The sequence below is a fragment of the Massilia sp. BSC265 genome (assembly GCF_000740675.1).
GTDB lineage: Bacteria > Pseudomonadota > Gammaproteobacteria > Burkholderiales > Burkholderiaceae_D > Telluria.
In genome coordinates this window covers 1-19,436 of record NZ_JPXI01000041.1, presented here as the reverse complement: position 1 = coordinate 19,436, position 19,436 = coordinate 1, and the positions used below count along the sequence as shown (strand labels likewise).

Annotated in this window: 19 protein-coding genes and 1 pseudogene; 11 read left to right on the top strand and 9 right to left on the bottom strand. The window is 68.6% G+C overall.

Annotation, left to right across the window (positions count from 1 at the left end):
* The 6 genes and pseudogenes from MA09_RS21050 to MA09_RS21025 all read right to left on the bottom strand — a co-directional run.
* Positions 1-225, bottom strand: a pseudogene (locus MA09_RS21050) (hypothetical protein); the annotation flags it as partial.
* A 320-nt stretch (positions 226-545) separates the two neighbouring features.
* Positions 546-2,048 (bottom strand): beta-N-acetylhexosaminidase, encoded by a 1,503-nt coding sequence (gene nagZ / locus MA09_RS21045; protein ID WP_036252853.1) that lies wholly within the window; start codon positions 2,046-2,048, stop codon positions 546-548.
* A gap of 2 nt (positions 2,049-2,050) precedes the next feature.
* Entirely contained in the window at positions 2,051-3,061 is a 1,011-nt protein-coding gene (locus MA09_RS21040) for an SIS domain-containing protein (protein ID WP_036252864.1), read from the bottom strand.
* A 32-nt stretch (positions 3,062-3,093) separates the two neighbouring features.
* Complete coding sequence (gene nagA / locus MA09_RS21035) at positions 3,094-4,179, bottom strand: N-acetylglucosamine-6-phosphate deacetylase (protein ID WP_036252851.1); 1,086 nt, start codon at positions 4,177-4,179, stop codon at positions 3,094-3,096.
* A complete protein-coding gene (locus MA09_RS21030; RefSeq protein ID WP_036252849.1) occupies positions 4,176-5,069 on the bottom strand; it encodes a BadF/BadG/BcrA/BcrD ATPase family protein in 894 nt (297 codons plus the stop codon). Before MA09_RS21030 ends, nagA begins: the two co-directional genes overlap by 4 nt.
* Positions 5,070-5,321: 252 nt before the next feature.
* Positions 5,322-6,662, bottom strand: a complete 1,341-nt coding sequence (locus MA09_RS21025) for a GIN domain-containing protein (RefSeq protein WP_036252846.1) — start codon at positions 6,660-6,662, stop codon at positions 5,322-5,324.
* 244 nt (positions 6,663-6,906) lie between these two features.
* Here MA09_RS21025 and MA09_RS23860 point away from each other — a divergent pair, with 244 nt between their 5' ends.
* The 10 genes from MA09_RS23860 (at position 6,907) to MA09_RS20975 (ending at position 16,981) form a co-directional block, all read left to right on the top strand.
* Positions 6,907-9,867, top strand: coding sequence for a PAS domain S-box protein (locus MA09_RS23860; RefSeq protein ID WP_152594749.1), 2,961 nt, complete (start codon positions 6,907-6,909; stop codon positions 9,865-9,867).
* A 78-nt stretch (positions 9,868-9,945) separates the two neighbouring features.
* Complete coding sequence (locus tag MA09_RS21015) at positions 9,946-10,770, top strand: metal-dependent hydrolase (protein ID WP_036252844.1); 825 nt, start codon at positions 9,946-9,948, stop codon at positions 10,768-10,770.
* A gap of 72 nt (positions 10,771-10,842) precedes the next feature.
* Entirely contained in the window at positions 10,843-11,028 is a 186-nt protein-coding gene (locus MA09_RS21010; RefSeq protein WP_036252842.1) for a hypothetical protein, read from the top strand.
* 93 nt (positions 11,029-11,121) lie between these two features.
* The gene (locus MA09_RS21005) at positions 11,122-11,523 is read left to right on the top strand and encodes a hypothetical protein (protein ID WP_229440810.1); all 402 of its coding nucleotides are present in this window, start codon (positions 11,122-11,124) and stop codon (positions 11,521-11,523) included.
* Positions 11,524-11,564: 41 nt separating this feature from the next.
* A complete protein-coding gene (locus MA09_RS21000; protein ID WP_036252859.1) occupies positions 11,565-13,196 on the top strand; it encodes an ExeA family protein in 1,632 nt (543 codons plus the stop codon).
* A gap of 3 nt (positions 13,197-13,199) precedes the next feature.
* Positions 13,200-14,000 (top strand): general secretion pathway protein GspB, encoded by an 801-nt coding sequence (locus tag MA09_RS20995; RefSeq protein ID WP_036252840.1) that lies wholly within the window; start codon positions 13,200-13,202, stop codon positions 13,998-14,000.
* Complete coding sequence (gene mobB / locus MA09_RS20990) at positions 13,972-14,541, top strand: molybdopterin-guanine dinucleotide biosynthesis protein B (protein ID WP_229440809.1); 570 nt, start codon at positions 13,972-13,974, stop codon at positions 14,539-14,541. The genes MA09_RS20995 and mobB overlap by 29 nt, the downstream gene beginning before the upstream one ends.
* A gap of 53 nt (positions 14,542-14,594) precedes the next feature.
* Complete coding sequence (locus tag MA09_RS20985) at positions 14,595-14,792, top strand: YjfB family protein (RefSeq protein ID WP_036252839.1); 198 nt, start codon at positions 14,595-14,597, stop codon at positions 14,790-14,792.
* Positions 14,793-14,944: 152 nt separating this feature from the next.
* Positions 14,945-15,256, top strand: a complete 312-nt coding sequence (locus tag MA09_RS20980; RefSeq protein WP_036252837.1) for a DUF2282 domain-containing protein — start codon at positions 14,945-14,947, stop codon at positions 15,254-15,256.
* Between the two features lie 60 nt (positions 15,257-15,316).
* A complete protein-coding gene (locus MA09_RS20975) occupies positions 15,317-16,981 on the top strand; it encodes a DUF692 family multinuclear iron-containing protein (protein WP_036252835.1) in 1,665 nt (554 codons plus the stop codon).
* Here the strand turns inward: MA09_RS20975 and MA09_RS20970 are convergent.
* The 3 genes from MA09_RS20970 to fumC all read right to left on the bottom strand — a co-directional run bounded on the left by MA09_RS20970 (position 16,978) and on the right by fumC (position 19,054).
* Positions 16,978-17,259, bottom strand: coding sequence for a DUF883 family protein (locus MA09_RS20970; RefSeq protein ID WP_036252833.1), 282 nt, complete (start codon positions 17,257-17,259; stop codon positions 16,978-16,980). The genes MA09_RS20975 and MA09_RS20970 overlap by 4 nt on opposite strands.
* A 135-nt stretch (positions 17,260-17,394) precedes the next feature.
* Positions 17,395-17,607 carry an RNA-binding S4 domain-containing protein gene (locus MA09_RS20965; protein WP_036252831.1) on the bottom strand — a complete coding sequence of 71 codons (213 nt, stop codon included), beginning with the start codon at positions 17,605-17,607 and terminating at the stop codon, positions 17,395-17,397.
* A 49-nt stretch (positions 17,608-17,656) separates the two neighbouring features.
* Positions 17,657-19,054: a class II fumarate hydratase gene (fumC, locus tag MA09_RS20960; protein WP_036252829.1), complete on the bottom strand. Its 1,398-nt coding sequence runs from the start codon at positions 19,052-19,054 to the stop codon at positions 17,657-17,659.
* 110 nt (positions 19,055-19,164) lie between these two features.
* Here fumC and MA09_RS20955 point away from each other — a divergent pair.
* Positions 19,165-19,436 (top strand): FimV family protein (locus MA09_RS20955; protein WP_036252827.1); only part of this gene is annotated, 272 nt, incomplete at its 3' end.

Below are 19,436 nucleotides of genomic sequence, written 5' to 3'. Positions count from 1 at the left end.
GCGGCTCTTCACTTCGCCAAAGTTCTTGGCATCCATCAGCGGCTTGATGGCAGCCGGGTCGAGCAGCTTGAACATCTCGGGACGGACAGTGTCCTTGGCCGCTGCCTGCGCGCTGGCAGCCGCGTCGCTCTTCTGCTGCGCATAAGCGCTGGACACCAGTGCCGGGGCGGAGACGCCGATCGCGGCGAGCATCAGGCAGAGGCGGGCAAGACGGAATTGGGCCATGAATAATCCTTCAATCAAGTCGATAATGTGGGACATGCATACTCGGCAATATAGCGAGAATGCTATCCCGGTAAAATGTGCATTGTCCCATAAAACTGCCATTTTCAGGCTCGGCAATTGTGCACCAGCGTGCGCGGGAAGACGTGTCCGGTTACAGAGAGTTACCTGGTGCTTTCCCGCAAGCGTAGGGTGGTCGGCTCTGCCGACCGCGCGTTCAGCCAGGGAATGCGCGGCCACGACGCATCCGTGGGTTGAACGCGCGGAGTGATCGGGTCCGGTGGACCCGATCACGAAAAGCCGTCCACCCTACACCAATCTCGTTACGGCGCCCCGCCGAAGCCCGGTACCGGACAGTTGCCCGGCGCGTCGATCTCGCCTGCCAGCCAGGCAATGACGGCATCCAGGGCGGGCGCCGCGAAACCATAGGTCATCAGGGCAGGGGCGCCAAAATCGAGCGCCTGGTAGGGGTTCCACAGCGCCACGTGCAGGTCGGGCAGCCAGGTGGCGCGGGCGTGCGGCCCGTAGCGGCGGCGCGAGGTCGAGGCCAGGATCGTGAAGCGGCCGTCCTGCGGCAGCGCGCTCCAGTCGAAGGTCTCGGCATCAAGAAAGGTGACCAGGTCGACCTCGTACAGGCGGCCGAGCGCGGCGGCGATGGCGGCGGCCGGCACGCCGGCTTCCGAGACGCCGTCGCTGACCACGTCGGCGCGCGCCACCAGGCGGATCCTGGCGCCGCGTTCGGGGCGCTGCGGCTGGCCGAGGGCAGTGAGTCCGGCGCGCCAGGCGCGCGCCATCAGGGCGCGGTCGTCCACGTCGGTCATGTAGTTCACCGGACCGGCTGGATGGGCAGCGGCCAGCTTGGCCAGGCGCGCCAGGCGTGCCTCGACTTCCGCCAGCGGCAGCACGCCGTCGCGGATCGCCGCGGCGATCGCATGCACGGTTTCTATCTGCGTCTCGCGCGAGCCGATCGCCATCACCATGTCGGCGCCGGCCACCAGGGCATTCACGGCGGCCTCGCCGGCGCCGTAGCGGTGCGCGATCGCGTGCATGTCCATGCCGTCGGTGATGATCACGCCATCAAAGCCGAAACGCTCGCGCAGGATGCCGGTGAGGATGGGGCGCGACATCGTGGCCGGATACTTCGGATCCAGCGCCGGGTAGACGATGTGGGCGGTCATCACCGCGGAAGCCTCTGGTGCAGCAATGCGGAAGGGCGCGAACTCGAAGCGTTCCAGCTCGGCCAGCGGCTTGTCGACAAGCGGCAGGTCGCGGTGCGAATCCACGTGGGTGTCGCCGTGGCCGGGGAAGTGCTTGACGCAGCAGGCCACGCCTTCGCCCTCGCTGCCTTCCATCCAGGCCATGGCGATGCGGGTCGCGGTCTCCGGGTCGGCGCCGAAGGAGCGCTCGGCGATCACCGGGTTGTGCGGGTTGTTGTTCAGGTCCAGCACCGGCGCGAAGTTCCAGTTGAAGCCGAGCGCGCGCACCGCGCGCGCCACCGCGGCGCCGACCTCGCGCGCCAGCTGCGTGTCATTGGCCGCGCCCAGGGCCATCGCGCTCGGCGGCGCCGGCACCCAGGTCGAGCGCACCACGGCGCCGCCTTCCTGGTCGAGGGCGATCAGGGCTTCGGTTCCCATTGCGTCGCGCAGGGCGCCGGTGAAGCGCGTCAGCTGGGCCGCGTCCATCATGTTCTGGCGGAACAGGCAGGCGCCGCGCACCTTGTACTGGCGGAGAAAGGCGTCGGTGTCGGCATCGAGTTCGGTGCCGAACAGGCGCACCATGATCAGCCGGCCGGCGAGTTCGCTGTAGTTGATCTCGGTATCGTTCATGGTCAATTGGTCTTGGTGACCTTGCTCAGGTGGCGCGGCTTGTCCGGGTCGAGGCCCCGTGCTTCCGACAGGCGGGCTGCCATCATGTAGAAGGCCTGGATCGCGGCGATCGGGTCGAGGTCGGGGATGGTGGCCGTCGGCAGGGTGAGGTCGCGGCTGGCGATGTCCTCGGGGGCGGCCAGCAGCACGCGCGCGCCGCGGCCGCGCATTTCCTCGGCCAGGGCCACCAGGCCGGCTTGCGCCGGGCCGCGGGTGGCGAAGATCAGGAGCGGGTAGCCTTCCTCGATCAGGGCCATCGGGCCGTGCTTGATCTCGGCGCCCGAGAAGGCTTCGGCCTGCAGCGCCGAGGTTTCCTTGAATTTCAGGGCAGACTCCAGCGCCACCGGGAAGCTGATGCCGCGGCCGACCACCATGATGTTGCGGGCCGGGGCCAGCACCTCGATTGCGGGCGACCAGTCCGCCTGGGCAGCCAGGCGCAGCGCGTCGGGCAGGGCGGCAATGCCATCCTTCAGTTCCGGGTCGTTTTGCCATTCGGCCACCAGGCGCGCGCCGGCGACCATGCTGGCGATGAAACTCTTGGTGGCGGCCACGCTCTGCTCTTTGCCCGCGTGCAGGGGCATGGTCCATTCGGCTGCCCTGGCAAGGGGAGAGGCCGCGTCGTTCACCAGGGCCACGGTGGTGGCGCCGCCATCGCGGAAATAGGTGATCGGCTCGACCACGTCCGGGCTCTGGCCGGACTGCGAGATCGACACCGCCAGGGTGTCGCGCGTGACCAGGGGCGATTTGTACAGCGTGATCAGGGACATCGGCAGCGAGGTCACCAGGCGGCCCATGCGCGCCATGATCAGGTAGGCCAGGTAGCTCGAGGCGTGGTCGGAGCTGCCGCGCGCGACCGTTACCGCGCTGTGGAAGTTGGTCGAGCGCAATGCGCGGCCCAGTTCGGCGTAACGGTCGGCGTCCTGGGCCAGTTGGCGGGCCACGCAGTCTCCTGCGGACAGGGCTTCCTGGTACATGAGCGACGTCGGGGTAGGGAACGACTGGGCGGTCACTGGGCTTCTCCTTCGATATAAACGGCTTTGATGTTGAGGTCGCGGTCGAGCACCACGAAGTCGGCATGGCATCCCGGCGCCAGGCGGCCGCGCTGGGTTTCGCCGAGGTAGTCCGCGGCGTTGGTGGACACGCGGCGGCTGGCTTCAGCCAAGGGCAGGCCGATCTTCACCAGGTTGCGCAGGGCCTGGTCCATGGTGAGCGTGCTGCCGGCCAGGGTGCCATCGAGCAGGCGCACGCCGCCCATGCACTTGTGGACGGTCTGGCGGCCCAGCATGTACTCGCCGTCCGGCATGCCGGCAGCGGCGGTCGAATCGGTCACGCAGAACAGCTTCGGGATGCAGCGCAGCGCGGTCTTGATCGCGCCCGGGTGCACATGCAGCAGGTCGGGGATGATCTCGGCGTACTCGGCATGCGCGAGCGCGGCGCCGACCATGCCGGGGTCGCGGTGGTGCAGGCCGGGCATGGCGTTGAACAGGTGGGTGAAGCCGGCCGCGCCGTGTTCGAGGGCCTGCACGCCGACCTCGTAGGAACCGCTGGTGTGGCCGACCTGGACGCGGATGCCGGCGTCGGCGATCGCGCGCACCAGCTCCATGTGGCCGTCGATCTCGGGCGCCACCGTGATCAGGCGCATCGGGGCGATGGCGTGGAAGCGCATCACCTCGTCGAGCGTGGCTTCGCGCGCATAGGGCGGCTGGGCGCCCAGCTTGCCCGAATTGATGTAGGGACCTTCCAGGTGCACGCCGAGGATGCGCGCCTCGCCCCTGCCGCGTGTGCGGCAGGCGGCGCCGATGGCGCCCAGGGCACGGTCGATGTCTTCGACCGGCGCGGTCATGGTGGTGGCCAGCAGGGCGGTGGTGCCATGCTTGGCGTGCAGGGCAGCAATGATGTGCGGGGCGTCGCCGCCTTCCATCATGTCGCGCCCGGCGCCGCCGTGGACGTGCACGTCGATGAAGCCGGGCAAAATGTAGTCGTCGCCGTTGGCGGACGGGTCCACTTCATGGCCGTCTATCGATTCGACGCGGGTGCCGTGGCGCAGTTCGCCGTGGATCCAGCCGCCGGGGGAGAGGATGTTGCCTTTCATTGTGCTGCTCCTTGTTGTTCCAGGCGGCGCCCGATCATGCGCAGCGCGCCGGCGGCCGAGTCGCCTTGCGGCGGCACGCAGCGCGCCAGCGTGTCGGCCGGCAGCCAGGCGCGCAGGGCTTCGCCCAGGCCGCCGCACAGGGCCAGCGGCAGGGTGTGCGAGCGGTCGAGCGCATCGGCAATGCTGGCCACTTCGCGGCCCGCGTGTTCGAGGATGGCGCGCGCCACCGGATCGGTCTCGCCGTGCGCGACCACGAAGCGCGCCAGGCCGGCATAGGCGGTCTGGTTGGCGCGTCCCAGCCAGACCTGCACCGCGTCGCGCGAGCCGCCGCAGAATGCGATGACCTCGCGCGCAAAGGCGCGGCCTTCGACGCGGCCGTCCAGCACCTGCTCGATATGGTTCAGTGCGCGCAGGCCCATCCAGGCACCGCTCGCTTCATCCCCGGCCGGAAATCCCCAGCCGCCGACTTCGACCTTGGTGCCGTCGGCCAGCATGGCTTCGCCGACGCTGCCGGTGCCGATCGCGACGATCGCGCCGGGCCGGCCGCCGTGGGCGCCCATCAGGGTGGTAAAGCCGTCGGTATCGAGGGCCAGCTGGGCATAGCCGGGATTGGCGGCGATGAACCGGGCGGCCCATTCCTTGTTGTGCACGCCGGCCAGGCCGAGGCCGATGGCGCAGGAAGAGGTGGGGACATGCTTGACACCGAGGGAGGCGAAGGCCTGGGAGACGACGCCGTCGATGGTGGCCCAGGCATTGTCGATGCCGCGCGACAGGGCCGAGGGGCCGCCGGTCGCCTGCGCGATTTCCGTGAGGCCGGCGCTTGTGCGACGGGCGAGGCGCACGCGGGTGCCGGTGCCGCCGCCATCGACGCCGATGAGATAGTCGATCATGGTGTGGAGTGTTCTGCCGGAGAGGTCAGCGCACTATAGGCAGGCGGTACGGTGATGTCAACAGGTATTTAACTGGTATGCAAATTTCCTCTGCAGATATGGCTCCATAGCCGCAGGTTATCTACATAAGCCATTGATTTTGCAAATATTTTTACTGGTACGGCAACTGGTATTGTCGAGCGCTGAAAAAAGCAGCTGGTATGACTATTGGAAGATGTGGCACCGCTGTACGGCGGCATTTGGGGAACCGGTTCATCGGGCGTGGCGACTGCCGCTGCGATCCACCAGCAGCAGCTTGCCGTGGCCGTCGTGGCGCTCGCCGCTTCCGGCAAGGTTCACCGCCGCATGCGCGGGACCGGTGACGGCAATGTCGGCGCGTCCCGCCGCCAGGTCGCGGCCCTCGAGGCTGCCCGAACCGCTGAGCCGGGCCGTGACCAGTTCGACCCTGCCCTTGATGTGGGCCGCCCCCGGGCCGGTAATCTTGAGCAGCAGGCGCTTGCCGTCCATGCCCGCATCCAGGCCGCCCGAGCCGTGCAGTTCGGCGTCCAGCGTGTCGGACACGCTGGCCAGCTCGATGCCGCCCGGACCCCGGGCCTTGACGACTGCGCGCTTTACATGGAGTTCATCCGCTTCCAGGTCCCCCGAGCCGCCGACTTCGGCGGTGAGCTCGCCGATGCTGCCGCTCAGCTTGGCGCTGCCGGGACCGCCGAGCCGGACCACGGCGCTCGCCGCCTGCAGGCCGCTCGCCTGCAGCTCGCCCGAGCCGCTCACTTCGGCGTCGAACTTCCTGATGTTGCCGGCAACGCAAGCACTGCCCGGGCCACGCTGGACCGTGGAGACGGCGCCGGCCGCCAGCGAGCAGGCCTCGAAGTCGCCCGAGCCGCCGATCTCGGCGCGCAGCTCGCGCGTGCTGCCCGACAGTTTCATGCCGCCCGGGCCGCTCATGCGCGCGTCCAGGCGCGCCAGGCGCAGCTCATGGGCCTCGAGGTCGCCCGAGCCGCCGATCGTCGCTGCGAGTGTATTGCCGACGCCGGACAGGCGCACGTCGCCCGGGCCCGACATGCCGAGGTCGACATTGGCCGCCTTGACCTGATGCAGGTCGATATCGCCGCTGCCACTGGACCGTACCGCCAGTTCACGCACCGCGCCCGAGGCCTGCAGGTCGCCCGGGCCGTCGACGCTGATGCTGAAGCGGTCCCCCGCCAGCTGGGCCAGCTCGACGTCGCCGCTGCCGCTCATCGCCAGGCTCCTGAGCTGGCTGGCGGCGATGTGGATGACGACCGGCGCGCGCCGCTTGCCCCAGCCGAAGTGGAAACCGTTGCGCTCGACGGGGCGCACCACCAGGGTGTCGCCGCGCACGAAGGTGTCGATCTCGTCGAGCTGCTTGCGCTCGCCCGACAGCGTGAGTGCCTGGCGGCCCTGGGCGCGCACCACGACGTCGTAGGGGCCCGACAGTTCGATCGCGCTGAAGGCGGCCACGATGCGCTGCTGCGAGACGGTCGTTGCCGGTGCTTCGGCATGGCCGGCCTGGGTGGCGAGGAAGCCGGCTGCGATGGCGGCGGCGAGCAGGGCGGGCTTGAGGACGGTGCGCATGGTCGGATCGGATTCCTGTCGTCGGCAAAAACTTTCTGGAGCCTGAACGATAGGCCAAGCCGGCGTGGCCTGCGCGGCCGAAACGACGGAAGCGCGAAAACAGGGAACAGAGTGCGAATCCAATGGATGAGCGGCGGACGCGACCGGAAGAGCAGTCTCGTCGTTCCGGGCGGAACCTTGTTGGCACGAACCCGTGTTTTGGCATAGTCTGTCCGTCCCGCTATTGACTCGTATCGACATCCTGATGAGTTACCTCGCTCATGCGCAGACAGTGGCCGCCGTCGACGACCTGGTTGTGACACACGAGCTGGCCTCACGGCCGGCCCGTGCGCCCGACTATGCCGCCGAGAACCGGGCCCTGAATGCGCTCGCGCAGGAACTGGCACAGCATCCCGACGGCCTGCTCCAGCGCCTGGCCGAGCTCTTGCGCGAGCTGTGCAATGCCGGCTCGGCCGGCGTCAGCATGCTCGCTCAGGCGGGCGACAGCTTCGAGTGGAGCGCCATCGTCGGCATCTTCGCCGACAACATCGGAGCCAGCGTTGCGCGCAGCGACAGCCCCTGCGACCCGGTGGTGGCCGCCAACGAGGTGATGCTGATGCGCGCGCCGGCGCGCCGCTACCCCCTGCTGCGCGCGGCCGAGCCGCCGGTGGTCGAGGGACTGCTGGCGCCCTGGTCGGTCGACGGCAAGCCGTTTGGCACCGTCTGGGTGGCCAGCCACAGCCCGGAGCGCCGTTTCGATGCCGAGGATGCGCGCCTCTTGCGCAGCCTGTCCAGCTTCGCCGCCGCCGCTTATCAGGTCACGCAGGCCAGGGCCCGTACCGAGCAGGCGCGGTCCGAGATCGAACGCGATTTCATGCACCGTACCGAGGAACTGCGCGACACCCATGCCCGCCTCGACGAAGAGACGGTGCAGCGCGCCGCCGCCGAGCGCGAGCTGCAAGCCAGCCACGCCATCCTGGAGGCCGCCATGCACACCGAAGCGGTGGGCCTGGTCTTCTACACGCTCGATGGCACCATCATCGATTGCAACGAGGCGCTCGAACGGATGAGCGGCTACAGCCGCGGGGAACTGCGCGCTTCCACGCGCTGGACCGACCTGGGCACGCCGGAATTCGCCGGTGCGACGCTGCGCGCGCTGGCCGAGTTGCGCGAGGGCGGCCGTACCGCCCCTTACATGAAGCAGTTGGTGCGCAAGGACGGCAGCCGTTGGTGGGCCCTGGTGGCGCCGACCTGCCTGCCCGGCGAGGGCGAGGCGCGTAGGTGCATCGCCTTCGTCATCGACATCACCGGTTCGCGCGAGGCCGAAATGGCGCTGCAGGCCAGCGAGACACGTTTCCAGGCGCTCGTCAAAGGCTTCACGCAGGCGGTCTGGGAAGCCGATGCCGACGGCATCATCCGTACCGATTCGCCGAGCTGGCGCGAGTTCACGGGCCAGAGCATGAGCGAATGCCTGGGTGTCGGCTGGCTCAATGCGGTCCACCCGGACGACCGACACTTCATCCTGCACCACTGGAACGAGGCGGTGGCACGGGGCTCGCCGGTGAACGCCGAATACCGCTTGCGCCAGGCCGGAGGCGGCTGGCGCTGGACCAACGTACGCGCGGCGCCGCTGCGCAGTCCCGACGGCAGCGTAGCGCGCTGGATCGGCATGAACATCGACGTCGACGCGCGCCGCCAGGCCGAGGCGGCGCTGCGCGAGAGCGACGGGCGCTTCCGGGTGCTGGCCGAGGCTTCGCCCGCACTGATCTTCCAGCTCGACGACCGCGGGGAGGTGACCTACGCCAACCGGCGCTGCTTCGACATGCTCGGCATGCGGGCGGGAACCACGCCGGACAACGGCTGGGGTATTCTGCTGCACCAGGATGACGGGCAGCGCTACATCAAGGCGGTGCGCGAGGCGATCGCGGAGCGCACGCCCTTCCAGCAGCGCGCGCGCGCGCGCGCCACCGACGGCCGTTGGCATTGGTTCGAGAGCCACGGCGCACCCCTGTTTGGCGCCGGCGGCGCCTACCGCGGCCATGTTGGCATATCGATCGACGTCACCGAAGCGGTGCAGGCGGAAGAGGCCCTGCGCCACGCGGACCGCCGCAAGGACGAGTTCCTGGCCACCCTCGCGCACGAGCTGCGCAACCCGCTGGCGCCGATCAGCAACGCGGTGCACCTGCTGCGCCGCCCGGACGGACGGCGCACGGCCGACCGCATGGTCGAGATGGTGGGGCGCCAGGTGCGCCAGATGGTGCGACTGGTGGACGACCTGATGGACGTCTCGCGCATCACCCAGGGCAAGCTGGAACTACGCCGCGAGCCCCTGTCGCTGGCGGAAGTCCTGACGATGGCGGTCGAGACCAGCACACCCGCGATCGAGGTCGGGCGCCACGAGCTGATCGTGTCGCTGCCGGAAGAGACCCTGATGCTGGAAGCCGACAAGGTCAGGCTGACCCAGGTGTTCGGCAACCTGCTCAACAACGCGGCCAAGTACACCGACCGCGGCGGGCGCATCTGGCTCAGTGCCCGGCCGGACGAAGGGCAGGTGGTGGTGTCGGTGCGCGATACCGGCATCGGCATCCCGGCGGCCAAGCTGCCGCATGTATTCGAGATGTTCTCGCAGGCCCACCGCGACAGCGCGCGGGGCCAGGCCGGCCTCGGCATCGGCCTGACCATGGTGCGCAGCCTGGTCGAGCTGCATGGGGGCAGGGTCGAGGCGCGTAGCGAGGGACCGGGACGCGGCAGCGAATTCATCGTCCGGCTGCCGCTGGCGCGGGCGCTTGGCGTCGCGCCGCATGATGACGGCGGCAGCGGCGCCGCGCCGCTCGAGGGCAGGCGGGTGCTGGTGGTGGACGACAACGGCGACGCGGCCGAGTCCCTGGCCCTGCTGCTGCAGTCGGCGGGCGCCGATGTGCGGACTGCCAACGATGGCCCGGCCGGACTGGAGGCGGCGCGCAGCCTGGTGCCGCACGCGGTCCTGCTCGACCTGGGCATGCCGGGCATGGACGGCTTCGAGGTGGCGCGGCGCCTGCGTGCCGAGCCGACCCTGGCGGGGATGGTACTGGTCGCCCTGACCGGCTGGGGACAGGAAGAGGACCGGAAACGGACGCGCAGCAGCGGTTTCGACCATCACCTGACCAAGCCGGTGGATGTGGACCGGCTGATGGACGTCCTCGGGAAGATCAAGCCGGACGGCGCGCCACAAGGGCGGCTTTCGTAGGGTGATGGCAGGGCGGCTGGCGCACCCCGGATGATGCTATAGTTGGCCCCGTCTGCTTCCATCATGTCGAGGAACCCGATGTCTTCGCTTACCGTCCGCCAGCTCGACGTCGACCTGTCGCGCGGTTTCGGACGCCGCTGGCTCGGCGGCGACGCCTACCGCACCCAGTTCTTCAATGCGCTCTCGATGACCTTCCCGATCGGCGAGCAGATGTTCATCGACAGCCTGCGTGCAATTCCCGCCGAACAGCTCACCGACCCGGTCCTGCGTGCCGAGGTGAAGGATTTCATCGGCCAGGAAGCGACCCACCGCCACATGCACGTCCAGTACAACGCCGAGCTGGAACGGCAGGGACTCTCCTTTGTCACCGGCGAGCGCATCGCGCGGCGGGTGCGCCGGGTGAGCCGCTTCGGCGCGCGCAGCCGGGTGGCCATCACCTGCGCGCTCGAGCATTACACGGCGATCCTGGCCGACGGCGTGCTGCGCCATCCGGAATGGATCGAGGATGCTGAGCCGGCGCTGCGCCGCCTGTGGGAATGGCATGCGGTGGAGGAACTGGAACACAAGGCGGTGGCCTTCGACGCCTACCGCGCGGCCGGCGGCGGCTACTGGCGCCGGGTGCTGTGGTTCGCCTACACGAGCATGGTGTTCTGGTTCGATATTTTTCTGCAGACCGCGCACAACCTGCACCGCGACCGGGCCTTGTGGCGTCCCGGCACCTGGCTGAGCGCGGCACGCATGTGGTTCGGAAAGCAGGGCCTGGCCTGGCACATGGCCGGACCGGTGCTGCATTATTTCTCGCCGCGCTTTCACCCTTGGCAACATGATAACCGCGGACGCGTCCAGCTGTGGCTCGACCGCAACAGCGAGGCCTACCGGGCAATACGCAGCACCGCGCCTTGACCCCTGTCGCGCCTGTTGCGTGGCCGGGCAGGGCCGGCGGTGTCATAATGCGGGCATGGAAGGAGAACTCTCGTGATTCGCTATATGGGCACCCGCAAGAACGACGAAGGGGCCTCCGTGTATGTGTTCCTCGTCAACGGCATGCAGAAGGAAGTGCGCGAGCACGCCTTGAAGCAGCATCCCGGCTGCTATGAAGCCCTGCCGGCCTCGGTCAGGGCCCAGATCGCGGCCAACCGCGCCTGGCTGTCCAAACTGTAAGCCGCCGTGCAATTTTTCCGATCGGTATGCACTGCCGGGCTGCCGGGCGCTGCTCTGGCCGCAGCCTTGGCGGGCCCCTTGCCGGCACAGGCCATGCCCTCGACCTTCAGCCAGGTGGTCGGCAACGCACTGCTGTGCCGCAGCCACCTCGACAACCGTTATTTTCACGACTACCTGACAAGGTCTTTCGGCCCGGCCTCCAAGCGCGAGGGTGGGGCTTACTGGTTCAAGGTCGAGGCCACGCTGTGGGGCGCCGAGGTGAGGGAAGTCATGGTCAGCGACGATACCAGCGACCTGGTCTTCATCGCCGCCCTCGCCGAGAGCACGCCGGAAGAGCTGGAAGGCGCGGTCCGCGCCGAAGCCGGCATGGCCTATCGGCCGCTCGATGCCTCTCCTTATCCTTTGCGCGTCTCCAAGACGGGCAGCACGATCGCTTACATGAATGACAAAAGCAAGATATATTGCAAGAAGTTCAAATCGCTGCCGGTCCGCTAGGACGCTAACCGGACCCGCATGATCGTTGCGCATGTTCAATGATGTATAACCATTACTTCCACCTGAAGGGCGCGCCGTTCTCGATCGCCCCCGATCCGCGCTATCTGTTCATGAGCGAGCGCCACCGCGAGGCGCTGGCGCACCTGCTCTATGGCATCGGCAGCGGCGGCGGCTTCGTCCTGCTGACCGGCGAGATCGGGGCCGGCAAGACCACCGTGTGCCGCTGCTTCATCGAGCAGATTCCCGAGAACTGCCGCCTGGCCTACATCTTCAATCCGCGCCTGAGCGTCGAGGAACTCTTGCAGGGCGTGTGCGAGGAACTGCAGATCGAACTGCCTCCGGCCGCCACGCCGACCGGCGTGGCGACGCCCGGCGTGGCGACGCCCGGCCTGAAAAGCTATGTCGATGCGATCAACCGCTACCTGCTGGAGTCGCACGCGCAGGGGCTGAACAATGTGCTCGTCATCGACGAGGCCCAGAACCTGTCGGCCGAGGTGCTGGAGCAGCTGCGCCTGCTGACCAACCTCGAGACCAGCGAGCGCAAGCTGCTGCAGATTATCCTGATCGGCCAGCCCGAGCTGCGCAGCATGCTGGCCCGCCCGGAGCTGGAACAGCTGGCCCAGCGCGTGATCGCGCGCTACCACCTGGGGCCGCTGTCGGAGGCGGAGACCGGTGCCTACGTCGCACACCGACTGGCGGTAGCCGGCGCCGGCGGGGCGCCATTCCCGCCCGCGCTCACGCCTCTCATCCACGCGCTGGCGCACGGGGTGCCGCGCCGCATCAACCTGCTGTGCGACCGCGCGCTGCTCGGCGCCTATGTCGAGAACAGTCCGCAGGTGACGCGCCAGATCCTCAAGAAAGCGGCCGCCGAGGTGTTTGCAGGCGAGCCCGCCGCGCCGCGCCGCCTGCGCATGCCGCTGGCGGCCGGCGGGGTGCTGGCAGCGGCGGCCGTCAGTGCGGCCGCCTGGCAGGCCATGCCTTCGCGAGAGCCTGCGCCCGAGCCGGTGGCGCGTGCCGCAATGCCGGCCAGGGCCGTTCCCGCAGCTGGCAAGGCCGTGGCGCCTTCAACCGTGCCGCCGGTACAGGCCATTGAAGCCAATGCGCTGCGCGAACTCGCCGCGCTCTGGGGACAGCCGCTGGCGGGAGACAAGCCATGCGAGGCGGCACTCAAGATGGACCTGCGCTGCCACCAGGGTCGCGGCGGCCTGTACGAGCTGCGCATGCTCGACCGGCCGGCCGTCGTCACCCTGCATGACGGCCCGCGCACCGGTTATGCCGTGCTGTCCGCGCTGGACGGCGACAGTGTCACCCTCAGCGCCGGGGCTCGCCGCGAGAAGATCGACCTGGCCACCTTCGTGGCCCGTTTCGGCGGCGAGTTCACGACCTTCTGGCGCATGCCGCGCGCCTTCCGCGAGGAGCTCGCCGAAGGCGCCCGCGGGCCGGACGTGGACTGGCTGGCAGCACGCCTGGCCCAGCTGGACGGGGCCCCGGCGCCGCGGCCGGGCAGTGCGCTGGATGCCGGCACGCGCAAGTGGTTGGAGCGTTTCCAGGCGGCCCAGAACCTGAAAGCGGACGGCCTGGCCGGCCCGCGTACCTATATGCGCCTGAACCAGCTCTCCGGCGTGCCCGAGCCGCGCCTGCTGGCCCATGCCGCGGCGGACAAAGGCCAATAAACCATGTCGTATATCCTCGAAGCCCTCAAGAAGGCACAGGCGGAGCGTCAGCTCGGCAACGCGCCGACCATCCATGCGCCGCCGCCCAGCTATGCGACGCCGGTGACCCGGAGCAGCCGCAATCCGGTCATCATCGGTGTCGTCGCCGGCACCCTGGTCGTGGCGCTCGGGGCGGTGTTCCTGCTGCGCCAGCCCGCACCCGCCCCTGCGCCGGCGCTGCAGGTGGCGAGCGCCCCCGCGCCGGCGGCTGCCCCGGCCGCCGTGCCGGTGGACAGGCCGGCACCCGCATCCCAGGCCGCCGCGAGCTCCGTGCGCGCGCCGGCAGCGCTACCCGAAGCCGTCGCGCCACCGGCGCCGCCGAAACCGGCTTTACCTGCCCGGGCGGCCGACACCGCGAAGCCGGAAGCGCCGCCCGCCAAGCGCGTGTCGACGTCGTCGACGCCTGCCGAAAAGCCCGAGCCTGCGCCGCGCACTGCACCGGCCGAGGCTGTGCCGGAAACAGCGCGCCCCGTCCTCGTTGCCGCGGCGCCGGCCGCGCCGTCTGCCGCGCCGTCTGCCGCGCCGTCTGCCGATGATGGCGTCGGCCCACTGCAGTCGCTGCCGGAATCGGTGCAGCGCGACGTCCCGAAAGTCAGCTTCGGCGGCTATATCTACTCGCCGAATCCGGCCGAGCGCCTGCTGCTGGTCGATAAGACGCTGCGCCGCGAAGGCGAGGAAGTCGCGCCCGGACTGGTGCTGGAGCGCCTGCTGCCGAAGGCGGCGATCATGAATTACCGTGGCTACCGCTACCGTGTCGGCTACTGACCCGCGGCAGGCCAGCGGCCCGGTGCTGGGCGTGGTCGGCTGGTCAGGCAGCGGCAAGACCTCGCTGCTGGAGGAGCTGATCGCCCGGCTGGCCGGGCGGGGCTTGCGGGTCAATGTCGTCAAGCACAGCCACCATGATGTCGAGCTGGAGCCGCCGCGCAAGGACAGCGCGCGCCTGCGCATGGCGGGCGCGGCCGAGGTGATGCTGGCGTCTCCCTACCGCGTCGCCATCCTGCGCGAACTGCGCGGGGCCCCGGAGCCGTCGCTGGCCGAGCACCTGGCGCGGCTGGCGCCGGCCGACCTCACCCTGGTCGAAGGCTACAAATGGGAGCGCATGCCCAAGCTGGAAGTGTTCCGCCCGAGCCTGGGTCGGCCGGCCCTGTACCCGGAGGATCCCAGCATCCTGGCCGTGGTGTCGGACGCGCGGGAGCCGAATGGACTGAACGGGGAGGGCAGGCCGGCCTGGCTGGATTTGAACGATCCGGATGAAGTGCTGGCCTGGCTGGAAAATTGGATGCGAAACATCTGCAATGCGGCCTAAAGTTCTTGTCCAGGCTGCCGTAAACGGTGGATACGCCTCAATGGGAGAGTGACATGGATGTGTCCAGCATTGCCAAGCTGTCCACCAGCATCGCCGAAACCGGCCAGCGCCAGGAAGTGAGCCTCGCCGTTTTCAAGAAAGCCCAGCAGATCCAGGAAGCCACCGCCACCCAGCTGCTCGAGGCGCTGCCGGCGGTGCAGCCGGCGAATTTGCCGGCGCACCTGGGAAACAAGATCAATACGACGGCGTAAGCCGGGCTTATTCGTTTTGCACAGGTGGGGCAATGTCGCAGGCATTGCCCTTGCGACTTCTATTGCGCTGTGCCTAGCTCTACAACACCCCACCTTGCATCTTTCCCCCGCCTGATAAATACTGGCGCCTTCATCCAGCCAGGAGTATCCGCATGACCCACCGCCACGCCCTGATTGCCGCAGCCCTTGCAGGCGTCTGCGCCCACGCCGCCGCCCAGGACCAGATGGGCGTGCCGAAGGCCGACCAGGAAGCCTGCTACGGCATCGCCAAGGCCGGCCAGAACGACTGCGGCACCGCCACCCACGGCTGCGCCGGCGCCGCCAGGGTCGACAACGACCCGAACGAATGGAAGTTCGTTGCCAAGGGCACCTGCACCAAGCTCGGCGGCGCGCTGGAGGCCGGCAAGGCCCCGCAGGGCAAGGCCGACGCGGCCGACCAGGCCAAGGCCGAAGCCAAGAAGTAATCGATGCCGGTCCCCGCTGCGGCCCCCGCAGTGGTCCCCGACGCGACCACGGAGGTTGGCATGGGACTGCGCACGCCGCACTACCGCGCCTTCCTGGAGCGGCGCCCGCCGGTCGGCTTCATCGAAGTCCACAGCGAGAACTACCTCGCCCGTGCCGGCTGGGACTGGCACGTGCTCACGGAACTGCGGCGCGACTATCCCGTCAGCCTGCACGGCGTCGGGCTCGGCCTCGGCTCGGCGCGCGGCTTTTCCGAGTCCCACCTCGAGCGCCTGCGCGCGCTGGTCGGTGCGGTCGATCCCTTCCTCGTTTCCGAGCACCTGAGCTGGGGCGCGCTGGCCGACCGCCAGCTCAACGACCTGCTGCCGGTGACGCTCGACCAAGCCGCCCTGGCGCTGCTGTGCGAACGCGTCGATCGGGTACAGGAGCGGCTGGGCCGGCGCCTGCTGGTCGAGAACGTCTCGACCTATGTGCGCTTTCGCGCCGACACCATGAGCGAGGCCGAATTCCTGGCCGAACTGGCGCGCCGTACCGGCTGCGGCATCCTGCTCGACGTCAATAACCTCTACGTCAACCAACGCAACCACGGGGAAGACGCGCGGGCCGCCATTGCCGCGTTACCGAGGGGCTGCGTCGGAGAAATCCACCTCGCAGGCCACCTGGAAACGCCGCTGGCGCTGGTCGACCACCATGGCGCCGCCGTGGCGGAACCGGTCTGGGGCCTGTACCGCGCCGCGCTGGAACGCTTCGGCCGGGTGCCGGCCCTGGTGGAATGGGATGCCGACCTGCCGCCGCTCGAGGGCCTGCTCGCGGAAGCGGCCAGGGCGGCGGCGATCGCGCAGGACTATCCAGTGCTGTCCGCCGTCGCTCCCGTCATCCGGCGGCCGGCGCCGCCGCCGCCGCCGGCGGACGAGCTACTGGCCGCGCTGCAGCAGCAGTTCGGCGCGGCGCTGTTCGACCGCGGGCACGAAGCAGCCCTGCAGCCCTTCCTGAGTGAGGGCGGGGTGGAGCGGCTGGCGCTGTACCGCGGCAACCTGAGCGCAGGCTGGGAGCGCGCCCTGGGCGAGGCCTGCCCTGTTCTGCGCCAGCTGGTAGGCGAGGAATTCTTTGCCGGCCTGGCGCGTGCCTACGGCAAGGCATTGCCCTCGCAGGACCCGGACCTGGCTGCTTTCGGTGAGCGTTTCGCTGATTTCCTCGACGGCTTCGGGCCGGCCGCGCCTTATCCCTACCTGCCCGACGTGGCGCGGCTCGAGTGGGCCGTCCACCGGGCCTACCTGGCGCCGGAAAAGGTGCCCCTCGGCCTCGATGTCCTGGCCACGATGGCAGCGGACGACCTGGATGCCGCCCGCTTTACCCTGCATCCGTCCGTAGGCCTGCTGCGCAGTCGCTGGGCCATCGGCGCGCTATGGCACGCACACCAGCCGGGCGGCCGGGCGCTGCCCGCGCGCATGGACGCACCGTGCACGCTACTCGTGGCGCGGCGCGGCTGGCGGGTGGAGGTGGTGGAAACGGGCGCACCGGAAGCGGCGGCGCTGGATCGGCTGGCGGCGGGCGCCAGCTTCGGCGAGGCAATCGACGCCGCGCTGGCCGCCGCATCGCTGGACGTGGGGGCGTCGGACATCGGCGCCATGCTGCAGGGCTGGTTCAGGCTCGGCGTGGTGGCCGCGATTGCGGCAGGCGGCGCTGGGCAGGGCAGCCCGGGTGCTTCGATACCGGACCCGGCTTAATGGAAGGCGCGCAGGATGCGCTGCTCGCCGGTGCGGTCGCAGTGACGCTCATTGGCGGCGCGGGTGGCCGCCATCATGCGCTCGAGCTGGGCGTCTTCGAACCGCGCCAGCTCTTCGTTGGCTGCCTCCAGCGCCAGCGCCAGCTTGGCGCGCGCGTTCTGGTACAACGCACTGGTGTAGTGGTCGGTGTTCTTCAGCAGCTCTTCCGCATTCTCGATGACGAGACGCAGGTCTCCGATGAGTTGCTCCTGTGACTGGGCGCGGTTCGGGGTTTCCATGGCTTCACCTATGGCCGGTTGATATAAGTCGTATCCTGATGACTTAAAATATAAACAAGGAAGCCCCGTTCTGTTTGTTAGGGCGCAAACATAAGCCCGCTGTTTTCCACCACCTTTCGCGGCCGTTTCAGGTGCTTATTGCACGCGGATCTGGATGTCGCCGACGGTGACCGTCTGGCCGCTGCGGATTTTCGCGGTCTTGCGCAGTTCCTGCTTGCCGTCGACCGACACCACGCCGCTGGCGACCATGTTCTTGCCGGCGCCGCCGCTGTCGACCAGGCCGACCAGCTTCATCAGCTGGTTGAGCTCGACAAACTCGGATGTCAAATCGAAATCTATTTTTTGCATGCTGTCCTCGGGGGAATTGAAAAGGGCACCTTGAGGTGCCCGATAAATGTTATTCGACAGGATCTGGCCGGGTCATGTCGATCGGCACGATCCATTGGTCGAACTGCTGTTCGGTGACGAAGCCCGATTGCAGCGCGGCCTGGCGCAGGGTCAGGCCTTCGTGCGACGCGGTCTTGGCGATCTGCGCGGCGCGATCATACCCGATGTGGGGCGCCAGTGCGGTCACCAGCATCAGCGATTTTTCCATCAGCTCGGCGATGCGCGCATGGTTCGGCTCGATGCCCCGTGCACAGTGTTCATCGAACGAGCGCATGCCGTCGGCCAGCAGGCGTGCGCTCTGCAGGAAGTTGTGGGCGATCATGGGCTTGAACACGTTCAGCTCGAAGTTGCCCTGCGAGCCACCGACCGTGACCGCGACGTCGTTGCCGAACACCTGGCAGCACAGCATCGTCAGCGCTTCGGCCTGCGTGGGGTTGACCTTGCCCGGCATGATCGAGCTGCCCGGTTCGTTCTCGGGGATCGTGATCTCGCCCAGGCCCGAGCGCGGGCCCGAGGCCATCCAGCGCACGTCGTTGGCGATCTTCATCAGGGCCGTGGCCAGGGTCTTGAAGGCGCCGTGGGCGTACACCATGGCCTCGTGTCCGGCCAGCGCCATGAACTTGTTGGGCGCGCTCTTGAAGCTCAGCCCGGTGCGTGAGCTCAGCTCGGCCGCGATGCGCGGGGCGAAGTCCGGATGTGCGTTCAGGCCGGTGCCGACCGCAGTGCCGCCGGCAGCCAGGGCCAGCAGGCCGGGCAGGGTGGCCCGGATCGCGCTTTCTGCGAATTCCAGCTGGGCGACGTAACCCGAGAACTCCTGACCGAGGGTCAGCGGCGTGGCGTCCTGCAGGTGAGTGCGGCCGATCTTGACGATGTCTTCGAAGTCGCGCGACTTGCGCACCAGGGTGCCGCGCAGCTGCGCCAGGGCGGGGAGCACGTTGTGCGCGACGGCGATGGCGGCCGCCACGTGCATGGCGGTCGGGAAGATGTCGTTCGACGACTGTCCCATGTTGACGTGGTCGTTCGGGTGCAGCAGGCGCTTCTCGCCGCGCTCGCCGCCCATCAGTTCGGAGCCGCGGTTGGCCAGCACCTCGTTCATGTTCATGTTGCTCTGGGTGCCGGAACCGGTCTGCCACACCGCCAGCGGGAACTCGTGCAGGTGGCGGCCTTCGAGCACCTCGTCGGCGGCGCGGATGATGGCCTCGGCCTTGTCCGCCGGCAGCTTACCGAGCGAACGATTCACCGCCGCGGCGGCGCGCTTGACCTGGGCCAGGGCGGCGACCAGTTCCGGCGCCATGCGCTCGGTCGAGATGTGGAAATGGTGGAGCGAACGCTGGGTCTGGGCGCCCCAGAGGTGGTCAGCGGGTACCTCGATCGGGCCGAAACTGTCCTTCTCAATCCTGTTTTCCATGATGGGATCCTGTCGAATGCGGGCTGTGGCTAAAGAGTTTAGCTGATTGTCCGTTAATTACGCTCGGGCTTCACTATTTCCATCCTATGGCTTGCCGCCTTCCACTGATATTGTCTTGCGCGCTGCTGGCCGCGACTTCCTGGTCGGCCGAGGCGGCCGAGCTCGGCGAGCCGCGCGTGAGCTCCTTCATCGGCCAGCCGCTGGTGGCCGACATCGAGCTCACCATGCTGGAAGATGCCGCCAACCCGGTGCAGGTGAGGCTGGCGCATCCGAACGTCTACCGCGGCGCCAATATCGGCATGCCGGCGGTGCTGTCCAGCCTCAGGATGTCGGTGATGCAGCGCGACGGACGCCAGTTCCTGCACATCACCTCGCTCGGCAG

What these genes read in the sequence shown, in the direction of transcription:
- nagZ (WP_036252853.1), bottom strand. Translation starts at nt 2,048, where the DNA reads ATGAACGATACCGAGATCAACTACAGCGAACTCGCCGGCCGGCTGATC.
- MA09_RS23860 (WP_152594749.1), top strand. Translation starts at nt 6,907, where the DNA reads ATGAGTTACCTCGCTCATGCGCAGACAGTGGCCGCCGTCGACGACCTG.
- MA09_RS21030 (WP_036252849.1), bottom strand. Translation starts at nt 5,069, where the DNA reads ATGATCGACTATCTCATCGGCGTCGATGGCGGCGGCACCGGCACCCGC.
- MA09_RS21025 (WP_036252846.1), bottom strand. Translation starts at nt 6,662, where the DNA reads ATGCGCACCGTCCTCAAGCCCGCCCTGCTCGCCGCCGCCATCGCAGCC.
- MA09_RS21000 (WP_036252859.1), top strand. Translation starts at nt 11,565, where the DNA reads ATGTATAACCATTACTTCCACCTGAAGGGCGCGCCGTTCTCGATCGCC.
- MA09_RS20995 (WP_036252840.1), top strand. Translation starts at nt 13,200, where the DNA reads ATGTCGTATATCCTCGAAGCCCTCAAGAAGGCACAGGCGGAGCGTCAG.
- MA09_RS20980 (WP_036252837.1), top strand. Translation starts at nt 14,945, where the DNA reads ATGACCCACCGCCACGCCCTGATTGCCGCAGCCCTTGCAGGCGTCTGC.
- MA09_RS21015 (WP_036252844.1), top strand. Translation starts at nt 9,946, where the DNA reads ATGTCTTCGCTTACCGTCCGCCAGCTCGACGTCGACCTGTCGCGCGGT.
- fumC (WP_036252829.1), bottom strand. Translation starts at nt 19,054, where the DNA reads ATGGAAAACAGGATTGAGAAGGACAGTTTCGGCCCGATCGAGGTACCC.
- MA09_RS20975 (WP_036252835.1), top strand. Translation starts at nt 15,317, where the DNA reads ATGGGACTGCGCACGCCGCACTACCGCGCCTTCCTGGAGCGGCGCCCG.
- nagA (WP_036252851.1), bottom strand. Translation starts at nt 4,179, where the DNA reads ATGAAAGGCAACATCCTCTCCCCCGGCGGCTGGATCCACGGCGAACTG.
- MA09_RS20970 (WP_036252833.1), bottom strand. Translation starts at nt 17,259, where the DNA reads ATGGAAACCCCGAACCGCGCCCAGTCACAGGAGCAACTCATCGGAGAC.
- MA09_RS21040 (WP_036252864.1), bottom strand. Translation starts at nt 3,061, where the DNA reads ATGTACCAGGAAGCCCTGTCCGCAGGAGACTGCGTGGCCCGCCAACTG.
- MA09_RS20965 (WP_036252831.1), bottom strand. Translation starts at nt 17,607, where the DNA reads ATGCAAAAAATAGATTTCGATTTGACATCCGAGTTTGTCGAGCTCAAC.
- MA09_RS20985 (WP_036252839.1), top strand. Translation starts at nt 14,595, where the DNA reads ATGGATGTGTCCAGCATTGCCAAGCTGTCCACCAGCATCGCCGAAACC.
- MA09_RS21005 (WP_229440810.1), top strand. Translation starts at nt 11,122, where the DNA reads ATGCCCTCGACCTTCAGCCAGGTGGTCGGCAACGCACTGCTGTGCCGC.